We start from the raw sequence: 22,656 nt of genomic DNA on the forward strand, positions 1-22,656 counted from the left end.
TCCAGGCGCCGGGGTTCTCGACAATGTTTTGTTCACGATTTCAGGCCAAAAATAGATCCCACACTTGACCTACTCCGGATCGTGACAACAGACGCAAAGCTTGTTTCCTTCAGGGTCTCGAAAATACGCCCCATAAAAATTCGGGTGGTATTCGGGTCGCAAGCCCGGAGCGCCTTCACATGTTCCATCCAATGCCAACGCCAGGGCATGGGCGTTGTCTACGCGCTGTCGATTAGGTGCCAGCAGAGCAATCATTTGCCCATTGCCTAGCGCCGCAGATTCGCCGTCGAACGGCTTGCCCACCACGAAAAGAGGGCGTGCAGTGTCGGGGTGTTTCCAGCCCGCCCATGGGCGTTCAAGGTCTGTGAACTTGAGATCAAGTCCGAGCACCTGCATGACCCCTTGGTAAAACACAAGTGCTCGATTGAAGTCATTCACTCCGATGAATACATGTGAAATCATTTTTTTTGTCCTAATGAGAGGAAACCGTCTCGCACCATACCAAGAGTTTCCAGGCTGTTTTCAACTCCTCTCCTGAAACAAACTCCGCCGGTCTTGGAAGCGGTTTTTACACACTCTGGGCCAGTAGCGGTCACTGCATAAACTCCGCGCTCGCGAACCGGTAAACCGGAACGCCTGCGTTGTCCACGCTCCTGAAAAAGACTCAGTTGCCCAAGCACTTTAACAACAGGGCCAACACCCAGTCTTCTTGCAACGCCAATGCCGCGCTGATCTCCTCGCATCTCCCATTCAGAGACAGCAGGTCGCCAGCCAGTACTTCTCCACTGGACATGCACATATCCAAAGCGATACTAAAAACTCCGCAACTTACCTGCTTGCTCTCAAAAACAAGCTCAACCTCTTTAGGGAAGATCGTCACGTAGACGAAGAGTATTTCATCCGCGTATGTGTAGTGGCCATGATTCCTTTTGAGTAAAACACTCTGGCTTTTCGAAGCCTTCTCATAAACATTATCTAGAAACCTTTGAAGTATGAACAAAAGCTCTGGCTTTTCAGTGCTCATTGGATTCCCTTGCGAGCAATAGACTTCAACACGCCATTCTAACCAACATCGACGGTGCCCGAGCTGCACGATGCGCAGGGGCGATTCAGTTTGGCGTATGGATTACTCCATTTTTGCCCCACAACCTCACCTCCCTAGCCAACAACCAGTTCGCCAAATGCAACCAGGGTCGCGAAAATAGAGATTCGAACCCCTTCCCGAATCTGCTCAGGCCGCTTTAGGCCGATTGCTGCTGCGCGATGAGAGTAAAAGCTGGAGCGGTATAATGATTGATAGCCTGGAGGTTCAAGAGTTTGATTGCCTTGAAGAGGCGTTACTTGAAGCGAGCGTGTCTTTCGGCGAAATGACACGTCAGTACGCTCGCTACTTGCTCAGCCTGATTGACGGTGGTGTACTTGCTACCATTTCTGATTCTAAGTTGAAGGTGCTGATTCCATATATCGAAGATAGTATCCTGCGAGAGCGTATAGAAAGCGATGGAGATCTCCGAAGAAAGCTTACACTAGAACTCTGGGCGGTAAAGAAACAGCACCGTCAATCAGATGGAAACTTTGCGTTTCTCATACGCTGTGTTCTTTTTGCTTTGAAACTGAAGAGCGCTGGATAGAGGCAGGCACAGGTGACACAACACCTATCTATCTTTACTTTCTGATTCTAAAAAATATTGCCTGGCATAAGACAAGGCTTTATTAAAAGCTTTCAAGATTTTATTGCAGCCAAGAAGAAACATACGTTCAAAGAATAGATCGGCCAGGCCGGGCATCCCCAGGCGCACATCGGCGGTGCTGCGCTGAAACGCAGCCAGGCGGAACTGATAGCGGCTCACGTCGCCGCGGGTGATGGTGACGGAGCCAAGAGCTTTGCCGCTCGTGGCTTGGCCCGGCCTACCGAGGCTGCACCAAAAGTTTGCCTTCGATACTTGGCTGATGACCCTCCTGAACTGGACATTCCCCTTCCCTCCCTTGATAGAAAACTCCACTCAAAGATCATAATTGAAAGGAACTACGCGGCCTCTCGACAAACCTCCAGAACACCGTCAATCCAAGCCATGCAGGCCTTCCAGAGCTGACGAGTCCTCTCTTCGCCGAACTTCATTTTTTTGCCGACTTCCACCAGAAAGGTGTCTCAGCTGGTGTGGTACCGCATCAAGGGGCAGAACGATACAGCGCTGATCATTCTGAATGTAATCGGCTTCATCGAGGCTTGAGCGCTTGACTGGTTCGTGCTTGTGCTCGTGCTCGTGCTCGGCAAAACGATGATTTACTCGAACTCGCCGGGATGTTCGCCATTACTCGCGGTATATCTTAAAATGGCCGGCTGCCGACAAACCGTAATGACCATAGCCATGGCGGGCTTCCATCCTTTACAAGTAAGTGTGGTTAAGATGAACAAGCCTTTTATTTCGCTGTGCCCTGAAATTACTCGGGCGCACGCGCTGACGTTGATGGATTGGTTGGAGGATGAGCGCGTTACCTGCTATCTGAGCGATTCACGCGATGTCTCTCGCTCCATCGAGCAAGTCATCGATCGAACTCAATTGCCGATCCTGACCCATCTGTTCAACCGGGGCGGCCGATTCTTCATGGCCTATGACCGGCATGACGCGCCGGTGGGCTTTGTCCGTCTGATCAAGACCGGCTCCAATTGCGAGATAGTTCTGGTCATCGGAGACAGCGACAAATGGGGCCGAAACCTTGGCGCTCGCACCATCCGCGAAGGCATGAAACTGGCCTTCCTCGACATGCGGGCCGAGAAGCTCATCGCCAAGATTCACCCGGATAACACGCGCTCGCTGAAAGCCTTTCAGCGCAGCGGCTTTCTGCTTGAAAGCGAAACGCCGACATTGACATCATTTTCCATGACGGCGGGGCGCTATCTCCAGTTATTGCGCGAAGGTACCCTTGCCGACTCCACTGAGATCTACATCACCGAAATCGACAAGGCCAGGCTCGAGAGCCTGATCGCGCTCGAGCAAGGCCCGGCCGTTTTTGAACTCGAACATGAGCTTGAGCGAGCCATTGTCGTCAAGCCGCAGCAGGTGGCGCGCAATGTCGTCACGATGAACTCCAGGGCCCTGCTGCAACTGGACGACGAAGAGATCGAAGTAGCCTTGGTCTACCCGGAAGACGCGGACAGCAACGCAGGGAAGCATTCCGTGTATTCCGATATAGGCGCCGCCATCCTTGGCTATCAGGAGGGGGACACCATCGACTGGCGGATTTCTGATCGGACCCGCCGGATTGAGATCAGGAAAGTGCTTTACCAGCCGGAGGCTGCGGGCGATTTCCACCTATAATTGCGCCTTTCGCTCGGTGTTCACCCATCAGAGGCGAGGACTCCCCAACCCAAAGGACGGCGCCTCGCGTTCTGTGCCTGAGCGGCTCGTTGTAGGGTCAAGGGTGGGCGCGGAGCCCGTTGCGAAAGCAGGAGTCGGCAGAACGGATCTAGCCGACTCCTACGACAATTTGAATTCTCTAAATCGACGGATTCCCGTAATCCCCCAACCCAAATCAAATTGCCACCACCGGTCACGGAGGGCGGCGCCTGCAGCATTTAAGAGCAAATAGGAAACTGACTAATTTAATGCTTGCGGCCTCCTCCCAACACCGAAAGCACCGCCGCCGACAGTGATCACACTGCGACCTTTCTTCGTTTTTTTGGGGGGCTGAATAAGGGTCGCAGGCATCTGGCTCTGCCGGCACCAGCCAAGCCACAAACTCTCATGCCTTCAGGGCCTTTGCATGTGTCGAGATGTTTGCGTAAGCGCTTAAAATTCTCGATCTAGGCGATGCAAGCCGGTTTCTCGGACACTCTAAACAGGAGACTACGAAGAAGATTTACGTTCGCGTCCGAGACATCGCGAGCCCGACGAAATAGGAAAGTTTTGGTACGCCAGCACTTTCAAGCGGGCAATAAAAAACCCCGTAGACGTTAATCTACGGGGTTTTCAAGGGTGGAGGCCGAGGTCGGAATCGAACCGGCGTAGGCGGATTTGCAATCCAGATAATATTTAATATTTTTCAATGAGTTAGTGATAAACCAGTTCCACTAGTTCGACTCTTTAGGAAGGCTGGAACCCAAAGCCTGCGCGGGTCATGATTTTGATTGCGGAACTGATTTCACTGCTGCCCCTAGCGGTTCAGAACCCAGCGACAGCCGCCGCCCTAAAGGCCACTCCAAGCATCCCCCAATAACCCTACCAACTCAAGCGATCCGATAATGGACTGGGCATAACCCTTCCCTAACGCCCTGCCAGCTGTGCTTATCCGCTGCAACCTCTTCGCTTTGTAACAATTCTAAGCAAGCTGCAAGTACTACCTAACACGGGCACTGCCGATACTATGCTTGTATTTTTCTAGAAAGGGATCGACGTCTTGCCAAGCAGTTATTCGCTGCCGGACATACTGGAAAGAATCTTCGAAAATCAGCAGGTTCTGGAGGCGAACATTATGAATTAATCCTCCTAGTTGAGGAGCAAGGGGCGCAGGAAGTGGGCGGGAATTTCCGTGGAGCACTATGGAGCATGGGTGAAAATGCCGGCCATATCAAACAAGGTCTGGCGCGATTGAAGACATCGGATATCGGTTAAGTTATGTCGGGGTGAATTCTGGGTACTAGTTCTGTGCACGTCACAGATGACGAAGGCCAAGAGCGGAAAAGTGTTTTCTAGGCAGTCAGGGGCAATACACCTCGGGCATACTTTAGCAACCGCGATTTCATGCGCTAACACCTACCCATGGGCACGGAATTAGTATGGAATTCGCCGCTGGGCAGAATCTCTTGGACGCAGTGTACGCTGTTCAAACCTAGATGCGCTGAATATGGACGGAGACTCTGTGAATGGAGGTGCTCCCGCCTATCAGCTGGTTGCGGAGCAACCCGTTGGCTACACAAAAAGAAGGCTCCGGAAATGGAGCCGTCCTTTCTAAGCTATGTGTCAGTTCGATCTGTTGCCCCTAATGAGCTTCCTGATTCTGACCACCTTGTGTGATCATGCCGCCCTGACCGCTCATAGTATTAGTAGCACCGAGCATTTTAATCTCCGTAGTTGGAGTATTCTTAAAAGCATAATTGCATCTATTCGCTAGCTCAGTTGGCATGTCCCCCCAGCCCTTTGCTCTATAGGTTTGATGGGCATCCAAACATATATAGAACAGATCATTCATCCCTGTTACTGCCTCTGAAATTTTCTCTACAGCTGCTGTCACTAGCGCCACTGACGCAGGATCCAGCCCCCCCCCAACCCCTGGCTTATTTACAGCGTTCGCAGTTGCCTCAACAACTGCCTTCTCAGCTCTAGCTATATTCGCAGCGTAGCCATCAATTTCTGCTTTAAGTGCTTTACCGTCAGGTTTATTTTGGTCAGTAGTCGATAGTGTTTTATACTTGGCTTCAGCATTTTCCTTGGACTTCTTATAAATCTCAACTAGCTCTTGATTAGGACCAACTGAGCTCACCCCCGAAAGTTCAACACTTGAGCTTCGAAGAACACCTGTCAACTGCTCAATAGCCATCAACGCTACAGTATTACGCTGATTACGGGCCAACATCATCTGATAAGTCGGCCCCGTAACCCCCTCATTTGCATATGCTTGACAGATTGCAAATAACTGATCTCGAAGCAACTGAACTGAATGCGTCCGCAGTCCAATATTGGCACCTGCCTCAGAATAAGCCGCAGCAACTGTTGCAACTTGCTGCTTTTCAACATTCATTGATCCAGCCAACGTCTTAAGTGCGTCGGGGCTTGGTTCCGCACACATCACTTTGATCTTTCGAGAGTTTTCCATACTACTCTCAGGCCTCTCAGTATAAAAGATCGCTCGCTCCTCTGCCTCAAGCACTCTTGTGTGAGTGTAAGGAGCACATGCGGACACCGATGCAATGACCAATACTGCCAATGAAAATTGCGCAATTGGTTTCATGGAAGGCTCATCCTTAAGTTGAGTGAGTTATTGCGAGAGAACTGCCTATCCCTCCAGAGTGAGCATAGAAGGCAAAGTGCCATTTTGCCGCTCTTGGCATCATAATTTTCCTGCCCACCCATTCAGCAGACCTAGGCTAGACCACTGATCGTGCAACCGCGCCCATTGCACAAAAATTGCGCAAGGCCCGCCGCCGCGATGGTGATAAATGCTTCCATTACGTAGCAGTCGCTACTCACCTTCTAGATAGAAATGAAAAACACTTAGTTTTACATCTTATTTTCTTCAGGAAGAATAGCCTGCGTGATTTTTCTTTCGACAATCACATTGCCTCATGCTCGAACGTAAGCCAATTAAATCAATAGCGATTTCGTATAAAAATCACTTAAAACATTGAAATACTCGCTTGAATAAGATTTTTTTGTGACTATTTTTACGTAGCGGAGCTCTGACAGACGTGTCCTCCTAGACTTGCCAGACTCCATTTTTAACTTCACCGCCCTGAGGACAAATCATGTCAACTATAAAAATGGCAGCTTTAGGTTCTATAATTTTTCTAAGCTTTACCAACAGTTACGCCATTGATGAAAAAGAAACAATAATGGAAGGTCTACCAGAACACCTAATTTACCTATATACGCAAGAATCATTCACTGGCAATGAGCCAAATCACCAAGATCAGTTAGTCGTTAGGGAAAGGCGTTGGGAGCCAAATAGGGTATTGAAAGTTTGTATGTTTGGCGGAAACCCACGCATTGCAACTCTCATACGTAGCGTGGCAGGCGAATGGAATGGGGTCTCCAGTGTTTCATTTGACTTCGGCCCATTACCAGGCGGTTACAATTGTCTTGTTTCACAGGCCGGATTTTATCAAGTAAGAGTTGGGTTTTCTGAACGGGGCTACTGGTCAGTACTTGGTAGAGACAGCGAATCGCGACTAGACCCGCTCGTTCCTTCAATGAACTTGGAAGGATTCAACCGAGTTTACTCCGAGGCTAGATATCCTTCTGGTGATATTGTTTCAAAGGCAGTTGCATACGATAAAGCTATCATCCGTCACGAATTCGGACATGCCTTGGGATTGTTGCACGAACATCAAAATCCGTCTCTTAAGTGCCAGGACGAAATAATATGGCAGGGAAAGGGGAATGTTTATGAGTATTTTGCTGGCCCACCAAACCACTGGTCCGCTAGCCAAGTGCAGAGGAATCTTGGATTCATTCAAGACACCGACCCAGACTATCAACAGGGACAGCCTGACCCCCGCTCTATAATGATGTACTCATTGCCAGAAAACATATTCAAAAACGGAAAGTCAAGCAAATGCTATGTAGCAGTTAATTATAATATATCAAACAAAGACAAGCAAATTATTGCAAGCATCTATCCCACTATCTCTCAGACTCAGGTTGCGCAACTTTCCGCTGACGAACAATCCAAGATAAAAGCATTGCCATTATCAATGGCATACTCCGAAAGCAAAGACATAAGACACAGAATATTAGCTGACCTTGAATCAAATGACGATTACGTTCGCCGTGACGCCCGCGTGCGCTTAACAAATTATTTGCAAAGCGACCCAAAGGCGGACGTCAGCTCTTTAGTACAACAAATGCAAGTGGCCTCATATCGATACAAATTAGGGGTAGCTGTAGCACTGGCTAAATCATCGGGAAAAATAAACTTGGACACGCAGACGCGGGAAAACTTAGCTAAATTGGCAATGAGAGAGAGAGACAGCACGCTAAAAGCCAATCTAGAATCAGCGGTCAAATAAATGTCCACTGTGCTACAGCATCGCTAGCCTAACTCTACGGTTTGGGCGGAAGCTAGAGCATGTCCAGTAGTTTATGACCAAAAGTCTCATTCGCGAGTGGGGGTGGATTCAGTCAGATTGGTCCGAGCATCCGCTTCTGGCCCTAGCTGTCCTTCGCTAGAGGCAGCTACGGATCCAAAGGAGACGATCATACGCCGATTGTGCTCGGGTATTAACGCAAAAAAGCCCTACAGCCCCGAGAAACAAGGGCTATAGGGCTTTTTTGACAAAGCTAGATAGATCGTCGCTTGGCATTAAATGGCATTGTTTGGCGTATGGATTGCCCCATATTTGCCCCATGCACCCCATGAGAGCCTGTGTTCTGGAGTGCATGAGTCTCGGCAAGTGAGGCTCAGCTCTATCGCCGGTTGCGTAGCCAAGAGCCTGGGATTAACATCAATTCCCTTCCAAGGCGCAAGCCCGACAAACCTTATCAGGGTGCGTAAGGGCAGATCTTCATCTACCTCAGGCTGATCGCCTGATAGCTTTGAATCAGCCGGGAACTCAACTTCAATTCTGAATATTGGGTACCGGCCAATGTTAAAGCACCTTGCTGCCTGTTTAAGAATTTTAGCTATCTCGCCTCAGCTTCGGCTTTTCTTACTCCCTGTGTCACTTTCCGTCCCTGTACTGTCCATTGCCCTTCTGATATGGGTTTGCCACATCTTCTAGTTAAGATGCTGGCTCCCCTATCTTCTTTGCCTCAATCGGACAGTTGCCAAGACCGGACCAGAGCAAGCACGACGGCTTTGTGATCATCCCGGCCGACAGCAGCCGGTCGGGATGTTGACGCATCCAGGCCAGCCGCTTCTTTTTGAATAGGGACACGTTCTGAATCAATTTATCGGACTAAATTGACTCTACAAATTTGACGGGCGATACCGCCCTGCTTAGCTGGAAGGCTCCGGCTTAACTTAAGCCAAACCAGTTGGATTAATTCCGACTCAACGGAGCGCGAAAAATGCCTGATGACCTCACGAAAACTGGTAAAGCGGATCGGGACAAGGTGAACGTCAACCAATCGCATGAGCTGCGCGACTGGTCGAAAAAGTTAGGTGTGACGGAAGATCAGCTAAAAAAAGCAGTGAAAGAGGTTGGTGTTTACGCTGACGATGTGAAGAAACACCTCAAGAAGTAAGTTGTAAATGCCCCTGAAACTCAGGGGCATTTTTCGTTTCATTACCTATCGAGCATCACGGTCCTTGTGACTTCCTTAACGTAGCTTTGGCAGGCCGCCAGGGCAATCAATCCTTGGTCGCCGTCTCCGGCGATGCCGACAATTCGTTGAGCAGCCGCTGGGGCAAGTTCGGCTCGCGCCGCTCCATGAACCACGTCGCAGGTGCCGGCGGTGGCTGACACCCCACCGCTACCACCCGAGGCGGCGGTGTTGAGTAGGACTGACAGCCGCAGGTCAGCAGTAGCAAGCCGATCACGCAGGCGAGCCTGGTTCGCTTGAGCATCGCGCAATTCCTTGTAGTGGGTTTCGTCATTCGCCTGCAGGCGATCCTCCAGGGCCCGGCGGGCATCCTGCTGAGTTTCCTGCCAGTTGATCACCGCCGTGGCGGCCTGCTCGCGATCAGTGCTGTACGCCTCGGCCTGATCAGCGAGATCCTTGCCGTAGGCGTTGGCCTGCCACGTCCAGGCCAGCCAACCACCCAGGGCGAACCCCAGCACCAGGGCCAGGACCGGCAACAGCCACCCCGGGGCCTTCAAGGCAGCACCTTCAATGCACGCTGATATAGCGCCTCACGATCCGCCAGGCCGTTGGTTCCTCCGTTGATGCGCTTGGTGATGGTGAGGAAGTCGCCTTTATCGGCCAGGGTGTTCAGCCCTACCCGCTGCCAGAACCAACCCGCCGACAGCGCGGCATAGACCGGGGCTTCCAGCAGCTCCGGGGTGTTGAGTAGTCGAGCATCGCTGAACAGCGCTTCACTGCAGGCTTCGTAGTTCGCCCGGCCGGTGACCTGAATCAGCCCCCTGCCCCGGTACTTCTGGCCGTCGCCATCCGCTTCGGGTGTATTGCCCAGGCGCTTGGCCAGGGTGCCAGTGTCGTACTTGCTCAGGTACTGATTGCTGCCCAGCTCGCGTACCCATTGCAGTTGGCCGGACTCATGGCCGATCTGCGCGATGAACGCTGCCATCCGCAGCCGGGTGATAATTGCGTACTTGCTCATGGCAGCGTTGAGAGCAGGAACAAAAACGCCGGCTTTAGCGCCGGCGTTGGGGAGGATCTGCAGCAGCTGCTGCACGGTAATCGTCATGCCTGATATCTCCAGTGATGATGGGGGTTAAAGCTGCACAACCTTGAGCGGCTTGGTTTCTTTCTTTTTCTTGCCTTTGGCTTTCGCCTTACCCTTCTGCCGCCGTTGCATTCGACCGTAGTGCTCCACCCGGACTGGGTGAACACCTGTTCGACCGAGTCCACCAGATACTCGCCATCGAGGCCGACCTTGAAGCCCTGGGCATTGATCATGCGTTCAGCGAATAGATCGGTTCGGCCGGACATCTCCAGCCGCACACCGGCGGTGCTGCGGTTGAATGCCGCCAAACGGGCCTTGGCGGCCTATTCGGCGGCGGACTTGTTCGGGTAGATGTGGCGGTCGGTGTGCACCGGCGGCAGGCCGTCCGGGGAGTCCTCGTTGCCCAGGTCGACAACCCGCAGCTTTCCGCTCTTTTTGTCCTGGTGCTTGGTCTGTACCGCCTTGTGGGTGCTTTTGTCCCCCAGGCGGAACTGATAGCGGCTCACGTCGCGGCGAGTGATGGTGACGGTGCCAAGGGCCTTGCCGCTGGCGCTCTGCCCGGCCTGTCGGGGCAGCACAAGCAGCTTGCCGTCGGCCACCTTGGCCGTGCAGTCGTACTGCTTGGCCAGACGGGTGATGAAGTTGAAGTCGGATTCATTGAGCTGATCGACCCGGGGCACCTTGGTGGTCACCGGGCACACCGGCTGCCAGCCATTGCGGGTCGCCACATCGCGCACGATCTGCTGCAGCGGGACGTTTTCCCAGCTCCCGCTGCGGGTAGTCTTGCCACTGCCGCGCATGTCGCTGGCCTTGCCCCGGATCTCGATAGAGTCAGGCGGACCCGTCACCACGACCTCGTCCACCATGTAGCGCCCCAGGCGGGTCAGTGGCTGGCCGGCGTAGCCCATGAACACCTCGATGCTCGCGCCCCGGCTGGGCAGCGCCACAGCGCCGTCGCGGTCGTCGATGCGCAGCTCAAACTCGTCCGACTCCATGCCGGGCTTGTCCGAGGTGCGCAGGGTCAGCAACCGGTCATTTATCAGCGCGGTAATATCCCGACCATCAGCGACGATTCGGAAGATCGGAGTCATAAGTGTACCTCCATAAACGACAAAGCCCCGCACAAGGCGGGGCTTCTTCATGTAGACCAAATGCTAAAACGACTCAACAGGCTTTTTGGCTGCCTCTGAAATCTTATTAGATTCAAATTTAGGATAACTAAAACGAATAATCAGACCTGTATCACCCTCCTCACTCACCAACATAATCTCTGCTGCTCGAGTATTATCAGGAGATGTCGCCAGAAGACTGGTTGTATTCGTATTTTTTTTACCCACGCCTTCTAGGAGGGTATATGTCACATTGCCACCAGCCAATGCAGCTGCCTCATAATTTGAAAGCCGGGATGCAAACTCATCACGACTTGATGCCTTAGCAGCTAACTCGACTACGTCCAAATGAGACTTACTGTCTGAGATAGATGTGAGGCGAAACGTTTTGCCAATAGATCCTATCGCTGTAGCAAAAAGACTTTGATCGTACTCACTCATTAATGACACCATGATCAACTTCGAGTTTGAGAAAACCAGACCAGCTGTAAATTCTTTCCCCAAAAACTCCACACCATCAAGACACTTGGCAGTACCACCTAAAATTTCAGAACAATCATAGTAACCTTTGGCCTTTGTATAGGAGGACACCGGAGAGCCATAGGCGTAAGACTTGAACAAGTTATCTGCTGCCGAAGCGCTCAGCGCGCTACCTAGCATCCCAACACCCACCAATAGCCCTACGAGCATATTCTTATTCATTCAGTCACATCCCTGCGTAATACTAGAAATAGGTGGCCGGATGCTATCAAACCGTTCCCCCTAATCCCAGAGCTGCACCGTGGTCTCGGTCTGGCTCTGCAGATCCGGCAGCACGATCAGTACCCCAGCCCGGAACGGCTGGGGCTCATCGGCCAGCCCCTGGTTGGCATCGAGCACCGCTTCGAAACTGCCATTGAGGTGCCCGTAATACTGGTAACACAGGGTGTCAAGCAGATCCCCGTCAGACGTTCTGCATGTCGTCGCCATAGCTCACAAACTCCATTGAAAAGCCTTGCTTACGCGGGATGCCCCCGGCCAGCAGATGGCTCTGCTCCTCCTCAAGGCTGGTCATGCACCAGGTGCCCGGCACTTCGCCATAGCCCGTGGTCAGGCTCAGCGGCTGTGGCCGTCGCCCGATGCTACGCAGTTTTCGCAACTGACCCAGCTCCCCCCCCTTGAACCCAGGAAACACCGCACCCTTGCGGGTGATCTTGTCGTCGCCCTGCCCCACTGCCTGCTGCACGATGCTGCGGGTCAGGTGTTCCTGGCCAGCCCAGCGGAACCCCGTCTGACGACGCAACTTTTCAAAGGCTGCAGTATCAAGGTTGAAGTAGTACGGCTGTCCGTCAGTCTTAAGCGGGTGGATGATCAGCAAGTGCGGGAACGGCTTCACCACCTCGGCCGCCGGGGTGCCCAAGTTACCGAATGATCCAGTCGGAAGGATGTTGCCGAAGGAAGGACTGACTTGCCCTCCGATCCGGTTGATCGCAGCGCTGGCCTTGGCGGTCTGCTCCTGCAGCGTACCAAGGCGCTACTGGATCTGCCCCACCGCCGTCACCGCCTGGCTGTGCTTAGCCAACACCTCGCCGACAACGGACTGCACGGTGATGCGGCGCAGGGTTCGCTGGAGCTTGGCGCCCATCTCAAGCCCCACAAACGGGATGTTCTCCAGCTCCGAGGCAGCACCGGTAATCTCGCTAATGGCTCCGTTCAGTCGGGTCAGCATGCCATCCGCACTGCTGCGGCCCGCCTCCCCATCTGAATACCGCAATGACAGAGCACTTAGACAACTCACAGCCAAAACGCTCAACATCTCACGCTCAATGCAGGGAGATTTTTCTTAAATTCGACGCTAAAACCCGCGATTTGCAGAAGCGATCCAAAAAATTGCGGAAGCGATTACCCAAATCCCAGGCAATAAAAAACCCCGCAGACGTTAATCTACGGGGTTTTCAAGGGTGGAGGCCGAGGTCGGAATCGAACCGGCGTAGGCGGATTTGCAATCCGCTGCATAACCATTTTGCTACTCGGCCCCAAATGTCCAATGCCTGAATTACAACACTGAACACGTACAAACTGGAACGGCTTTCGAGATCAACCTCATCTCGCAACTCTTTGATTTCTAAAGAGTTTTTCCGTTTCCTCGCTGAGGAATGGTCGCAATTATGGACATGTTTTCCATTCCTGGCAACTCCTATTCGATATTTTTTCTGCCGGGCTGTTTCTACAGGTTTCCGGGCGGGCCAATACGCCTCGAAGTCGCCGACGGGGCTGGATGATTGCATAAATCAAGTCCGATAGCTCGCCCTTGCCTGTTCCTCGCTCACCTACCCGATCGGGTTATGGCGTGTGTGCGGCCGCTCGCGGACAGTAGCGCCAACGGCTCGACCCGGGCTCCTCCCATCAGGCTCAAGGCGGAATTCCAGCATGCGTACAGCATTCCCTGCGGTGTTTGGCGTGGTTCTGATAGTGGCGGCAGCCTGGGTGCAGGCCGAGGAGCCCGCAAGCAAGACGCTACGGCTGTACAACTGGTCGGACTATATCGGCGAGAACACCCTCGCCGGCTTCGAGAAGGCCAGCGGCATCAAGGTGATCTACGACACCTTCGATTCCTATGAAACCGTACAGGGCAAGTTGCTGCCCGGGCGCTCCGGCTACGATCTGGTGGTACTCAACGCGGCGCTGGTGCCGCCCTTGATCAAGGCGCGGGTGTTCCAGCCGCTGAACAAGCAGTGGTTGCCCAGTTGGCAGAATCTCGATCCCCAGGTGCTGACAAGCCTGGAGAACTACGACGCCGGGGTGCAGTACTCGGCGCCCTATACCTGGGGCAGCAATGGGGTGACCTATAACGTCGACAAGATCCGTGAGCGGATGCCGGACGCGCCCATCGGCTCCCTGGCAATGCTGTTCGATCCCAAGGTGGTGTCGCGCTTTTCTGATTGCGGAGTGACGCTGCAGGACTCGCCTACGGACATTCTGCCGCTGGTGCTGGCCTGGCTGGGGCGCAATCCCAACAGCGCCGAGCCCACAGACCTCAAGGCCGCGCAAGATGCCTTGATGGCCATACGGCCCTATATCCGCAAGTTCGACTCCACCAGCTACCTCAATGGCCTGGCCAATGGCGACCTGTGCCTGAGTGCGACCTGGTCCGGTGATTACGCCACCGCCCAGGCCCGGGCCAATGAAGCGGGGGCACCGGTCAAGCTCGACTATTTCATACCCAAAGAAGGTTCGCTGATCTGGTTCGACAACTTCTACATTCCCGCCGATGCACCGAATGTGGCCAATGCCCATGCCTTTATCGAGTACCTGTTGCAGCCGCAGGTGATGGCCGAGGTCAGCGACTACATCCGCTATGCCAATGCCAACCTCAAGGCCATCCCGCTGCTCGCTACCGAGGTGCGTGACAACCCGGCGATCTACCCCGATGCCCAGACCCGGGAGCGACTGTTCACCCAGAAGATCCAGTCCCCCGCCAGCACCCGCCTGATCACCCGCACCTGGAACATGGTGAAGATCGGCAGGTGATCCATGCCTACCCATTCCACGGACGTTGCGTCCAATGGTTCAACCCGAGGTGAAGCCCATGGCCATCCAACCCGAAGCCTTTTTTCAACAGTTCGACGACCCACAACTGGTGGCCGCCGACAAGGCCCATTACATGCACGGCTTTCATATGTTCGACGAGCACCGCGAGCAGGGCTCGCTGAACATCGCTGCCGGTGACGGTGCTTATATCTATGACACCGCCGGCCGGCGCTACCTGGATGCGGTCGGCGGCATGTGGTGCACCAACATCGGCCTGGGCCGTGAGGAAATGGCTGAAGCGATTGCCGATCAGGTACGGCAGTTGGCCTACTCCAATCCGTTCTGCGACATGGCCAACGTCAGCGCCATCCAGCTCTGTGAAAAACTCGCCAGCCTGGCACCGGGGGACCTGGACCACGTGTTCCTGACCACTGGCGGCTCCACTGCGGTGGACACCGCCTACCGCCTGGTGCAGTTCTATCAGAACAGTCGTGGCAAACATGAGAAGAAGCATGTGATCTCGCGGATCAATGCGTACCACGGCTCGACCTTCCTGACCATGTCCATCGGCAACAAGGCCGCCGACCGAGCTCCCGAATTCGACTTCATGAGCGACCTGTTTCACCACATCTCCTGCCCCAACTACTACCGCGCCCCGGCCGGTATGAGCGAGGCGGATTTCCTCGATTTTCTGGTGGCCGAGTTCGAGGACAAGATCCTCACCATCGGCCCGGACAAGGTGGCCGCCTTCTTCGCCGAACCCATCATGGGCTCAGGCGGAGTGATCATTCCGCCCGAGGGTTATCACCGGCGCATGTGGGAAATCTGCCAGCGCTACGACCTGCTGTATGTCGCCGATGAGGTGGTGACCTCGTTCGGTCGCCTGGGCACCTTTTTCGCCTCCCAGGACGTGTTCGGCATGCAGCCGGACATCATCACCACCGCCAAGGGCCTGACTTCGGGCTACCTGCCCCTGGGGGCCTGCATCTTCTCCGAACGCATCTGGCAGGTGATCGGCGAGCCGGGCAAGGGCCGTTGCTTCACCCACGGTTTCACCTACAGCGGGCACCCGGTCAGTTGCGTCGCGGCGCTGAAGAACATCGAGATCATCGAGCGGGAAAACCTGCTGGCCCATGTCGAAGAGGTGGGGGTCTACATGGAGCAACGCCTGCAGACCCTGGCGCAGTTGCCCCTGGTCGGCAATGTACGCTGCAAGCGGCTGATGGCCTGCGTCGAGTTCGTCGCCGACAAGCACAGCAAGAGCCTGTTGCCGGAGGCCCTGAACATTGCCGAACGCATCCACCTGCGAGCCCAGGCCAAGGGCTTGCTGGTGCGCCCCATCGGCCATCTCAACGTCATGTCGCCACCGTTGATCATCACCCGTGCGCAGATCGACGAAATCGTCGATACCTTGCGCGAATGCATCCTCGAGGCTGCAGCCGAGCTGCGCCGTGACGGCCAGTACCTGGGTTGATGAATCGACAACGGGCACCGACAGCACTGCGAATCGGGGTCTTACCCGGCCTGCGCCCGGCAGTTAAACTGCCGGGCATGAGCGCATCTGCCAATCCCCCCAACGCCCCTCTCTCCCTCCATGCCCTGCAGGCCTGGCATGCCGGCTTGGCCAAGGCATTCGACAGCGTGGACGATGAGGCCTTCCTCAGCCATCTGGCGGCAGCGCTGAATGCCCTGACCCCCATCGAATCCATGATGATCAGCCTGGAACGCAAAGGCTTGCCACCCCAGTTGCTGCATGAGCAAGGCATTGTCGGCGCGTACCGCGACGAGATCATCAACCGCTATTTCTCCCGCGGCTACCTGCTCGATCCCTTTTGCCTGGCGGTGGAAAACGGTCTGGCGGAAGGTTTCTACCACCTCTCGGAAATCGCCCCGGACGACTTTTTCGCCAGCGAGTACTACAAGACCTACTACCTCAAGACCGGGGGCGCCGAAGACAGTTACTACATCGTCGACCTCGACCCACACAGCAAGATTTCCCTGTGCATGTTCCAGGGCTTGAGTGGTGCACGCTTCGCCAGCGAACCCTTGGCGCTACTGCGGGCGGTGGAGCCGCTGGTGCGCGAACTGATCCGTCGTTTCGGCACTGCCGGCGGCCTGCAGCAACTGGTGCGGCACGCGACTCAGGGCTCGCTGCCGGCCCAGGCACCGGCCGACCTCAACCAACAGATCGAAGCCGCCTTCATGAGCTTCGGCACTCCGCTACTGACGGTGCGTGAACGGGAGATCGCCCACCTGATCCTGCGCGGTCACTCGGTGAAATCCACGGCCAAGGTGTTGGAAATCTCTCCGGAAACCGTGCGCATGCACCGTAAGAATCTCTATACCAAGCTGGCCATCAGTTCTCAGGCGGAGCTGTTTTCGTTGTTTATCGACTGGCTGACCCAGCGCCCTCAAGCCCCCGCCCATTGAGCCGACGGGTGTGTCCAGCTCGCCGCCGCACCAACGCCGTCAGATCCCGTCAATCGGACCAGGGCCTGCACAGCTTGTGCAGGCCCTTTTTTCCTCAGTGCATCAGTGAGGCGTTCAACGGGCCGCCCAGGCGTTGAAGCGCTGCTCCAGCTCCTCGCCATGGTCGACCCAGAACGCCGCATCCACCGCCCGCGCGCCTTGCAGGTTGGCCTCGTAGGTCGGCAGTTGCTGCTGCACCGCCTCAGGCAACAGGGGCAGTGCCTGACGATGCACCGGTCCATAGGGAATGTTCTGCGAGAACACCTTCTGCGCCTGGGGCTGGCTGGCGAACAGGATGAAATCTTCGGCCAGGGCCTTGTTCGGCGAGCCTTTGACTACCGCCCAGTACTCCGGATCGTACAGGCTCTGGGGCCAGAGGATACTCAACTGCATGCCCTCCTTCTGGGCCATGGCAATGCGTCCGTTGTAGGCCGCGCTCATGACCACGTCACCGGCCACCAGCCATTGCGGAGGTTGCGCCCCGGCTTCCCACCACTGGATGTAGGGCTTGATCTGATCCAGCTTGGCGAAGGCCCGGGCCACGCCTTGCGGGGTGTTGAGCACCTGATACAACTGGGCCGGCGCCACACCGTCCGCCAGCAGGGCGATTTCCAGGGTGTACTTGGCGCTCTTGCGCAAACCGCGCTTGCCGGGGAAGTCCTTGAGGTTCCAGAAGTCGGCCCAGGACCCGGGCGCCTTGGCCAGCTTCTGCGGGGCAAAGGCCATGACCATCGACCAGACGTAGGTGGCCACGCCGCACTCGCTCAGGGTGCCCGGGACGAACTGCGCCGGATCACCAAAGCGGGCCAGGTCCAAAGGTTCGAACAAGCCCTCGTCACAGCCGCGCAACAGCTCCGGGCTCTCCACTTCGACCACATCCCAGCTGGTCTTGCCGACATCGACCATGGCCTTGATCTTCGACAGTTCACCGTTGTACTCCCCCGCCACCACCCGGGCTGCCCCGCTCTGGTTGAAGGGTTGGAAGTAGGCTTTTTCCTGAGCCTGTTTGGTGGCTCCGCCAAAGGAAATGACGGTGAGGTTCTGCGGTTGGGCCCAAGCCCCGGTGCACAGCAGAACCCACGACAATGCAACGCCGCAACGCAAGGTGTTGGACATAAAACCCATCCTCAAGAAAGCCGGCTCGCCCGCACGAACCTGCACAGCAGGAGCCTGGAAGCGACCGTATTCACGGGCGGTACTGCACCAGGCACTACGAGTCTTGGTCAGCGGTGCAAGGCACCTGGCAGCAAAGGCCGGGTAGCCGGATCGTCACCGTTGCGGGCTCTTTGGCCCCGTTCGCTTGGAGTGTTTGCAACCGGTCCGGAGTGAGCGGACGCGGTCTTGCTCGAATGGCGGTTCATCGCTTGCTCCCTGTTGTTTTTGTAGGAAGAACAAATCGATCGGCAGTGCATCGCAACAACGTCCCGGGCAGTCGGGCAGGCGTATGCAGGGGTTTATTGTTTGCCCAACCCGAGGCATTGCGAAACGAGGTTTTTCTGAGGCACAGGCAAGGGAAAAGCTGCCTAGACGGCAGACTCGGCCCGAGATCGACGAAGGGAATGCGCACACCGAGCGGCGCGCCTGGACGGACAAGCAAGTCCGCCGGAGCAACAACAGAAACCCCGCCAGGGCATCACCCGGGCGGGGCGTTTTGACAACTCATGGGTCAAGGGCGCCGCAGCTCAATCCAGCACGACCAGCAACCCCGAGATCACCCCGATGCCCATCACCGCCGAGAGCAGCATGCTGCTGGACACCTCGATCTCGTAGGTCTTGTAGCGCGAGGCCAGGATAAAGACGTTCACCGCCACTGGCAGCGCCGCCATGATCACCGCGATCTTGACCAGGAAATCGCCGAGGCCGAACACATAGCGGGCGGACACGAACACCAGCACCGGCAACACCACCACCTTCAACAGGGCCAGGGCCAGGGAGTCGCCCTTGATCAGGTTCTGCTGGCGGTGCACGGCAAAGGCAGCACCCAGGGCCACCAGCGCCAAGGGGCCGGTGGCGTTAGTCATCTGCGTGGCGAAGATCTGCAGCGGACCGGGCAAGCGCCACTGCAAGGCAATGCACAGCGCCGCCAGGGCCACCGCCAGAATCAGCGGGTTGCTGATGATCGACTTGCCGGTGGTCAGTAGCACACGGGCCAGATCCGGCTTGGCCCGGGCTTCGCGCGGCTCGGTGAGTTCCATGATCAGGGCGCCCCCCGCCAGGATCACCAGGTTGTCGGCCATGGTGATCATCAGCGTGGGCAGCGCCGCTTCATCGCCGAACGCCATGACCATCAAGGGCAACCCCATATACCCCACCACCCCGGAGATGGACGACAGCCCGCGCAGGCCGGCCACCCGCGCGTTGCCGCCCCAGATCAGCCGCCCGCCCACGGCGGCGATCATGAAGGTCACCAGGCAAGCCAGGTAATAGGCGCCGAGCAAGGCCCAATCCAGCTCGCCATGATCCCGGGTGCCGAGGGTCTTGATGAAGATGAAGCACGGCAGGAACAACCAGAACACCACCCCCACCAGGCCCTTGACCGTTTCCTTGCCGATCACCTCCAGCCGCACAATCCAGTAGCCGGCGAAAATCATCGCAAACAGCGGCATCACCACCGTAAAGACCTTATCCATGGGCCGGTTGCTCCTGAAGAAGCTGACGCTCGGCATAGCGGGCCAGGTGCATCGGGCTGTAGGTGCAGGAGCGATAGAACTCCATCACCCCGGCCATCGCGTGCTGATAACGGACCTCGATGTCCGACATCGAGGCCCGCATTTCCTCTTTCAGACTCTCGACGATTGGCCACAGCTCCTCATCGGCAATCTCGGCCACCTGGGTGCTCAGCGATGAATAATCGGCCAGGGCCTGACGGATGGTCTGCGGATGCAAGCCCACATAATTGACGAAGTAAGCCTTATCATCCTGAGTTTCCAGAAAGTCCGGAATATTCAAGACGCCATAATTGGAAAGTGTTTCAAACTTGCCACTGACCGGACGATAGACACCGGGCAACTGCAGCAACTTTTCCTCACAGTAACGAGCGGCGCCGATCAACTTGTCCAGATCCAGCGGCTGCGCGCCCAGCTGTATATTGTTGTCCCGACACAACTTCACAACTTGCTCCAGCGGTGCAATTCCGGAGCGGTTGCCAAATCCGGCCAGGGCCCCTTCAACCATCTGAAAACCGCATTGAATCGCCTGCATGGTATTGGCCAGGGCCAGCCCGTTGTCGTTATGGGCATGCAGGCAGAACACCAGGCGGGGGTAATCCGCCACCAGCTTGGAGCACAGCCAGCGGGTCACATGGGGTTGCAGCGAACCCACGGAGTCGTTGATGCGGATGATGTCCACGCCCAGGTTGACGGCCCAGTCGATCTGCCGGCAGATCTCGGCATAACGCTGCTCGCACACTCCATTGCGAAAGTTGTTGAGCACGCTGGCCTTGAACTTGACGGCGCCGAGCTCGCGAAACGCCCGGATTGCATGCTCGAATTCACCGTCGCTCTGCCTGTAGGTGATCATGCCGAAGCTGAAGACGGTGTCGGCAATCCATTCCCGTCGATGGGCCCGGGCCTTGAAATAAGCCAAGGCGGTCTCCCAGCAGTTCAACAGGACGATGAACGTGGCCTGGGTATCGGCCGGCAATTCGCCGGCTTGCCGTGCCCGATGCAGGCGGTCCCAGACCAGTGGTTCCTCCGGTCCGCAGCCCACCACGAAATCCCGTAGTCCGGCCTCGACCATGGACTTGAGGATGGATAACTTGGCGTCCACCGTGATGGGAAAGGCTGTGCGCTCAATCCCCTCCCTAAGTGTTTCATCCACCAGATAGGGGACGGAAAAATCACGGTAGCGAATTCCATTTTCAAGTTTCATCGCCCTGCTCCTTTTTATTGGTTTTTTTCGCAGCCCACACTGTTTTGCTTGGCACACAAGACCTGCAACAACCGCCACACCATATAACAGCGAGTAAAAACCCGACCTAAGAAATACCTTAAAAAACAGCGCAAACAGGGTTCGAAAAAAACGCCCAAAGCGAAACATTCGGCACTCCAAATATCCCTATTTAAATAAACAGGCGTCAGGGCTCGTTCAAGCCGCCCCGCGCTCGCCACAAATGCTTGCGACCACCACGCCGACCAACGGCCCACCCCGTTATTCCCTACCGGATGCCCGCGCAAGCGCTAGAATCTGCGCTACCTTTCCCAGGCGACGAGAGCCGTTCATGAGCTTCGATTTCGACACCCTGCACCCCCGCCATGGCACCGGCAGCACCAAATGGAGCCGCTACCCCGAAGATGTCCTGCCGATGTGGGTGGCGGACATGGACTTCGCCGTGGCCGACGGCATCCTCCAGGCCCTGCGCCAGCGCCTGGAGCACCCGCTGCTGGGCTACAGCGTGGCCCGCGACGAATTGCGCGACGCGGTGGTCGCCGACCTCCGGGACAAGTACGCCTGGCACGTGCAGCCCGACGAACTGATCTTCCTCCCCGGGGTCGAGCCCGGCTTCAACATGGCCCTGCACGCCTTCGTCAAACCCGGGCAATCGGTGGTGCTGCAGACCCCCAACTATCGCCCGCTGCGCCTGGCCCCGGGCAACTGGGGCCTGGACAAGGTCGAAGTGCCGTTCCAGCTCACCGAGCAAGGCACCTATGTCACCCCCATGGATGCACTGCGCCAGGCCCTGCAAGGCGCCGGGGCGATGCTCCTGAGCAACCCGCACAACCCGCTGGGCAAGGTTTTCCCCCGGGACGAACTGCAAGCCGTGGCCAACGCCTGCCTGGATCAGGGCGCACTGATCATTTCTGACGAGATCCATGCCGAACTGTGCTTTGACGGCCGCCGGCACATTCCCACCGCGTCCCTGAGCCCGGAGATCGCCCGGCGCACCATCACCCTGATGTCGGCGAGCAAGGCCTACAACATCGCCGGGATGAAGACCTGCTTCGCCATCGTCCAGGACCCGGCCACCCGCCTGGCCTTCAACAACGCCCGCGCCGGCATGGTGGACAGCGTCAGCCCCCTGGGCCTGGAGGCGACCCTGGCCGCCCTGACCCACGGCGGCCCCTGGCTGCAGGCGCTGCTCGGCTACCTGCAAGCCAACCGCGACTACCTGCTGCACGCGGTGCAGACCCGCCTGCCGGGCATCCGAATGCACGCGCCCCAGGGCACGTATCTGGCCTGGCTCGATTGCAGCGAGCTGGGGCTGGACGATCCCCATGGCTACTTCCTCAAGGAAGCCAAGGTCGGCCTCAGCGCCGGGCTGGAGTTTGGCGATGACTGCGGGCAATTCGTGCGCCTGAACTTCGGCTGCCCGCGGGCCATGCTCGAAGAAGGCATCCAGCGCCTGCAGGACAGCCTGCAACGGCGCTGATCGCCGCACAAACCCACCCCGCCAGCGCAGCCGCCAGGTTCCCACCCCTGGCGCTGCGCCCTCCTGGCCCAGCCCCGCAGCCACGCCCCCACCCTGCCCCGGCGGTGCGCTGACACGCGCCCAATGGATCCATAAAAACCACACCAATGGATCCACAAACCTCAAAAATAGCCGATTATCGAACAGAAAATCCGC

The 22,656-nt window shown here is 56.4% G+C and carries 19 protein-coding genes, 1 tRNA gene and 3 pseudogenes; 9 read left to right on the plus strand and 14 right to left on the minus strand.

The genetic code is table 11. The features are described from left to right. Positions 1-69: 69 nt before the first annotated feature. Both Q8O96_RS29635 and Q8O96_RS29640 read right to left on the minus strand, forming a co-directional pair. Positions 70-462: a VOC family protein gene (locus Q8O96_RS29635; protein ID WP_102863140.1), complete on the minus strand. Its 393-nt coding sequence runs from the start codon at positions 460-462 to the stop codon at positions 70-72. A gap of 202 nt (positions 463-664) precedes the next feature. After that, a complete protein-coding gene (locus Q8O96_RS29640; protein ID WP_102863139.1) occupies positions 665-1,024 on the minus strand; it encodes a hypothetical protein in 360 nt (119 codons plus the stop codon). A gap of 265 nt (positions 1,025-1,289) precedes the next feature. On the opposite strand from Q8O96_RS29640, the gene Q8O96_RS29645 reads away from it, so the two are divergent. Beyond that, on the plus strand, positions 1,290-1,631 hold the full coding sequence (locus tag Q8O96_RS29645) for a hypothetical protein (protein ID WP_305949973.1): 342 nt from the start codon (positions 1,290-1,292) through the stop codon (positions 1,629-1,631). Positions 1,632-1,655: 24 nt separating this feature from the next. On the opposite strand, the gene Q8O96_RS29650 is transcribed toward Q8O96_RS29645, so the two are convergent. Then, positions 1,656-2,003 (minus strand): hypothetical protein, encoded by a 348-nt coding sequence (locus Q8O96_RS29650; protein WP_305949974.1) that lies wholly within the window; start codon positions 2,001-2,003, stop codon positions 1,656-1,658. Positions 2,004-2,357: 354 nt separating this feature from the next. Between Q8O96_RS29650 and Q8O96_RS29655 the strand changes: the two genes are divergently transcribed. Together Q8O96_RS29655 and Q8O96_RS29660 are read left to right on the plus strand one after the other, a co-directional pair. Continuing rightward, positions 2,358-3,320, plus strand: a complete 963-nt coding sequence (locus tag Q8O96_RS29655) for a bifunctional GNAT family N-acetyltransferase/nucleoside diphosphate kinase regulator (protein ID WP_305950007.1) — start codon at positions 2,358-2,360, stop codon at positions 3,318-3,320. Between the two features lie 1,078 nt (positions 3,321-4,398). Continuing rightward, positions 4,399-4,613, plus strand: a pseudogene (locus Q8O96_RS29660) (hypothetical protein). Positions 4,614-4,980: 367 nt separating this feature from the next. On the opposite strand, the gene Q8O96_RS29665 reads toward Q8O96_RS29660, so the two are convergent. Next, positions 4,981-5,949 carry a hypothetical protein gene (locus Q8O96_RS29665; RefSeq protein WP_305949975.1) on the minus strand — a complete coding sequence of 323 codons (969 nt, stop codon included), beginning with the start codon at positions 5,947-5,949 and terminating at the stop codon, positions 4,981-4,983. A 514-nt stretch (positions 5,950-6,463) separates the two neighbouring features. Here Q8O96_RS29665 and Q8O96_RS29670 point away from each other — a divergent pair. Continuing rightward, the gene (locus Q8O96_RS29670) at positions 6,464-7,726 is read left to right on the plus strand and encodes a hypothetical protein (protein WP_305949976.1); all 1,263 of its coding nucleotides are present in this window, start codon (positions 6,464-6,466) and stop codon (positions 7,724-7,726) included. 1,000 nt (positions 7,727-8,726) lie between these two features. Beyond that, positions 8,727-8,903 carry a DUF3606 domain-containing protein gene (locus Q8O96_RS29680; RefSeq protein WP_092314093.1) on the plus strand — a complete coding sequence of 59 codons (177 nt, stop codon included), beginning with the start codon at positions 8,727-8,729 and terminating at the stop codon, positions 8,901-8,903. A gap of 41 nt (positions 8,904-8,944) precedes the next feature. Here the strand turns inward: Q8O96_RS29680 and Q8O96_RS29685 are convergent, their stop codons facing one another. The 7 genes and pseudogenes from Q8O96_RS29685 to Q8O96_RS29715 all read right to left on the minus strand — a co-directional run bounded on the left by Q8O96_RS29685 (position 8,945) and on the right by Q8O96_RS29715 (position 13,129). Then, positions 8,945-9,478 carry a lysis system i-spanin subunit Rz gene (locus tag Q8O96_RS29685; protein WP_305949977.1) on the minus strand — a complete coding sequence of 178 codons (534 nt, stop codon included), beginning with the start codon at positions 9,476-9,478 and terminating at the stop codon, positions 8,945-8,947. Further along, complete coding sequence (locus Q8O96_RS29690; protein WP_305949978.1) at positions 9,475-10,026, minus strand: glycoside hydrolase family 19 protein; 552 nt, start codon at positions 10,024-10,026, stop codon at positions 9,475-9,477. The genes Q8O96_RS29685 and Q8O96_RS29690 overlap by 4 nt, the downstream gene beginning before the upstream one ends. A gap of 27 nt (positions 10,027-10,053) precedes the next feature. Then, positions 10,054-11,096: pseudogene (locus Q8O96_RS29695) on the minus strand (phage late control D family protein). A 63-nt stretch (positions 11,097-11,159) separates the two neighbouring features. Next, positions 11,160-11,816, minus strand: a complete 657-nt coding sequence (locus Q8O96_RS29700) for a hypothetical protein (RefSeq protein WP_305949979.1) — start codon at positions 11,814-11,816, stop codon at positions 11,160-11,162. A gap of 60 nt (positions 11,817-11,876) precedes the next feature. Next, positions 11,877-12,083, minus strand: a complete 207-nt coding sequence (locus Q8O96_RS29705) for a tail protein X (protein WP_305949980.1) — start codon at positions 12,081-12,083, stop codon at positions 11,877-11,879. Beyond that, a pseudogene (locus tag Q8O96_RS29710) lies at positions 12,058-12,909 on the minus strand (phage tail protein). Before Q8O96_RS29710 ends, Q8O96_RS29705 begins: the two are co-directional and overlap by 26 nt. Before the next feature lie 146 nt (positions 12,910-13,055). Next, positions 13,056-13,129, minus strand: a tRNA-Cys gene (locus Q8O96_RS29715). A gap of 394 nt (positions 13,130-13,523) precedes the next feature. Between Q8O96_RS29715 and Q8O96_RS29720 the strand changes: the two genes are divergently transcribed. The 3 genes from Q8O96_RS29720 to Q8O96_RS29730 all read left to right on the plus strand — a co-directional run bounded on the left by Q8O96_RS29720 (position 13,524) and on the right by Q8O96_RS29730 (position 17,054). Further along, complete coding sequence (locus tag Q8O96_RS29720; RefSeq protein WP_305949981.1) at positions 13,524-14,624, plus strand: polyamine ABC transporter substrate-binding protein; 1,101 nt, start codon at positions 13,524-13,526, stop codon at positions 14,622-14,624. Positions 14,625-14,682: 58 nt separating this feature from the next. Next, positions 14,683-16,098 carry an aminotransferase gene (locus Q8O96_RS29725; protein WP_102863568.1) on the plus strand — a complete coding sequence of 472 codons (1,416 nt, stop codon included), beginning with the start codon at positions 14,683-14,685 and terminating at the stop codon, positions 16,096-16,098. Positions 16,099-16,175: 77 nt separating this feature from the next. Next, positions 16,176-17,054: a LuxR C-terminal-related transcriptional regulator gene (locus Q8O96_RS29730; RefSeq protein WP_102863136.1), complete on the plus strand. Its 879-nt coding sequence runs from the start codon at positions 16,176-16,178 to the stop codon at positions 17,052-17,054. 114 nt (positions 17,055-17,168) lie between these two features. Here the strand turns inward: Q8O96_RS29730 and Q8O96_RS29735 are convergent, their stop codons facing one another. The 3 genes from Q8O96_RS29735 to Q8O96_RS29745 form a co-directional block, all read right to left on the minus strand. Next, positions 17,169-18,209, minus strand: a complete 1,041-nt coding sequence (locus tag Q8O96_RS29735; RefSeq protein WP_102863135.1) for an ABC transporter substrate-binding protein — start codon at positions 18,207-18,209, stop codon at positions 17,169-17,171. Between the two features lie 566 nt (positions 18,210-18,775). Next, a complete protein-coding gene (locus tag Q8O96_RS29740; protein WP_102863134.1) occupies positions 18,776-19,723 on the minus strand; it encodes an AEC family transporter in 948 nt (315 codons plus the stop codon). Next, the gene (locus Q8O96_RS29745; protein WP_102863133.1) at positions 19,716-20,963 is read right to left on the minus strand and encodes a pyruvate carboxyltransferase; all 1,248 of its coding nucleotides are present in this window, start codon (positions 20,961-20,963) and stop codon (positions 19,716-19,718) included. The genes Q8O96_RS29740 and Q8O96_RS29745 overlap by 8 nt, the downstream gene beginning before the upstream one ends. Before the next feature lie 349 nt (positions 20,964-21,312). Between Q8O96_RS29745 and Q8O96_RS29750 the strand changes: the two genes are divergently transcribed. Further along, positions 21,313-22,461, plus strand: coding sequence for a MalY/PatB family protein (locus Q8O96_RS29750; protein WP_207166052.1), 1,149 nt, complete (start codon positions 21,313-21,315; stop codon positions 22,459-22,461). Positions 22,462-22,656: the final 195 nt, after the last annotated feature.

Source organism: Pseudomonas sp. LPH60, assembly GCF_030718165.1.
Lineage (GTDB): Bacteria > Pseudomonadota > Gammaproteobacteria > Pseudomonadales > Pseudomonadaceae > Aquipseudomonas > Aquipseudomonas danubii.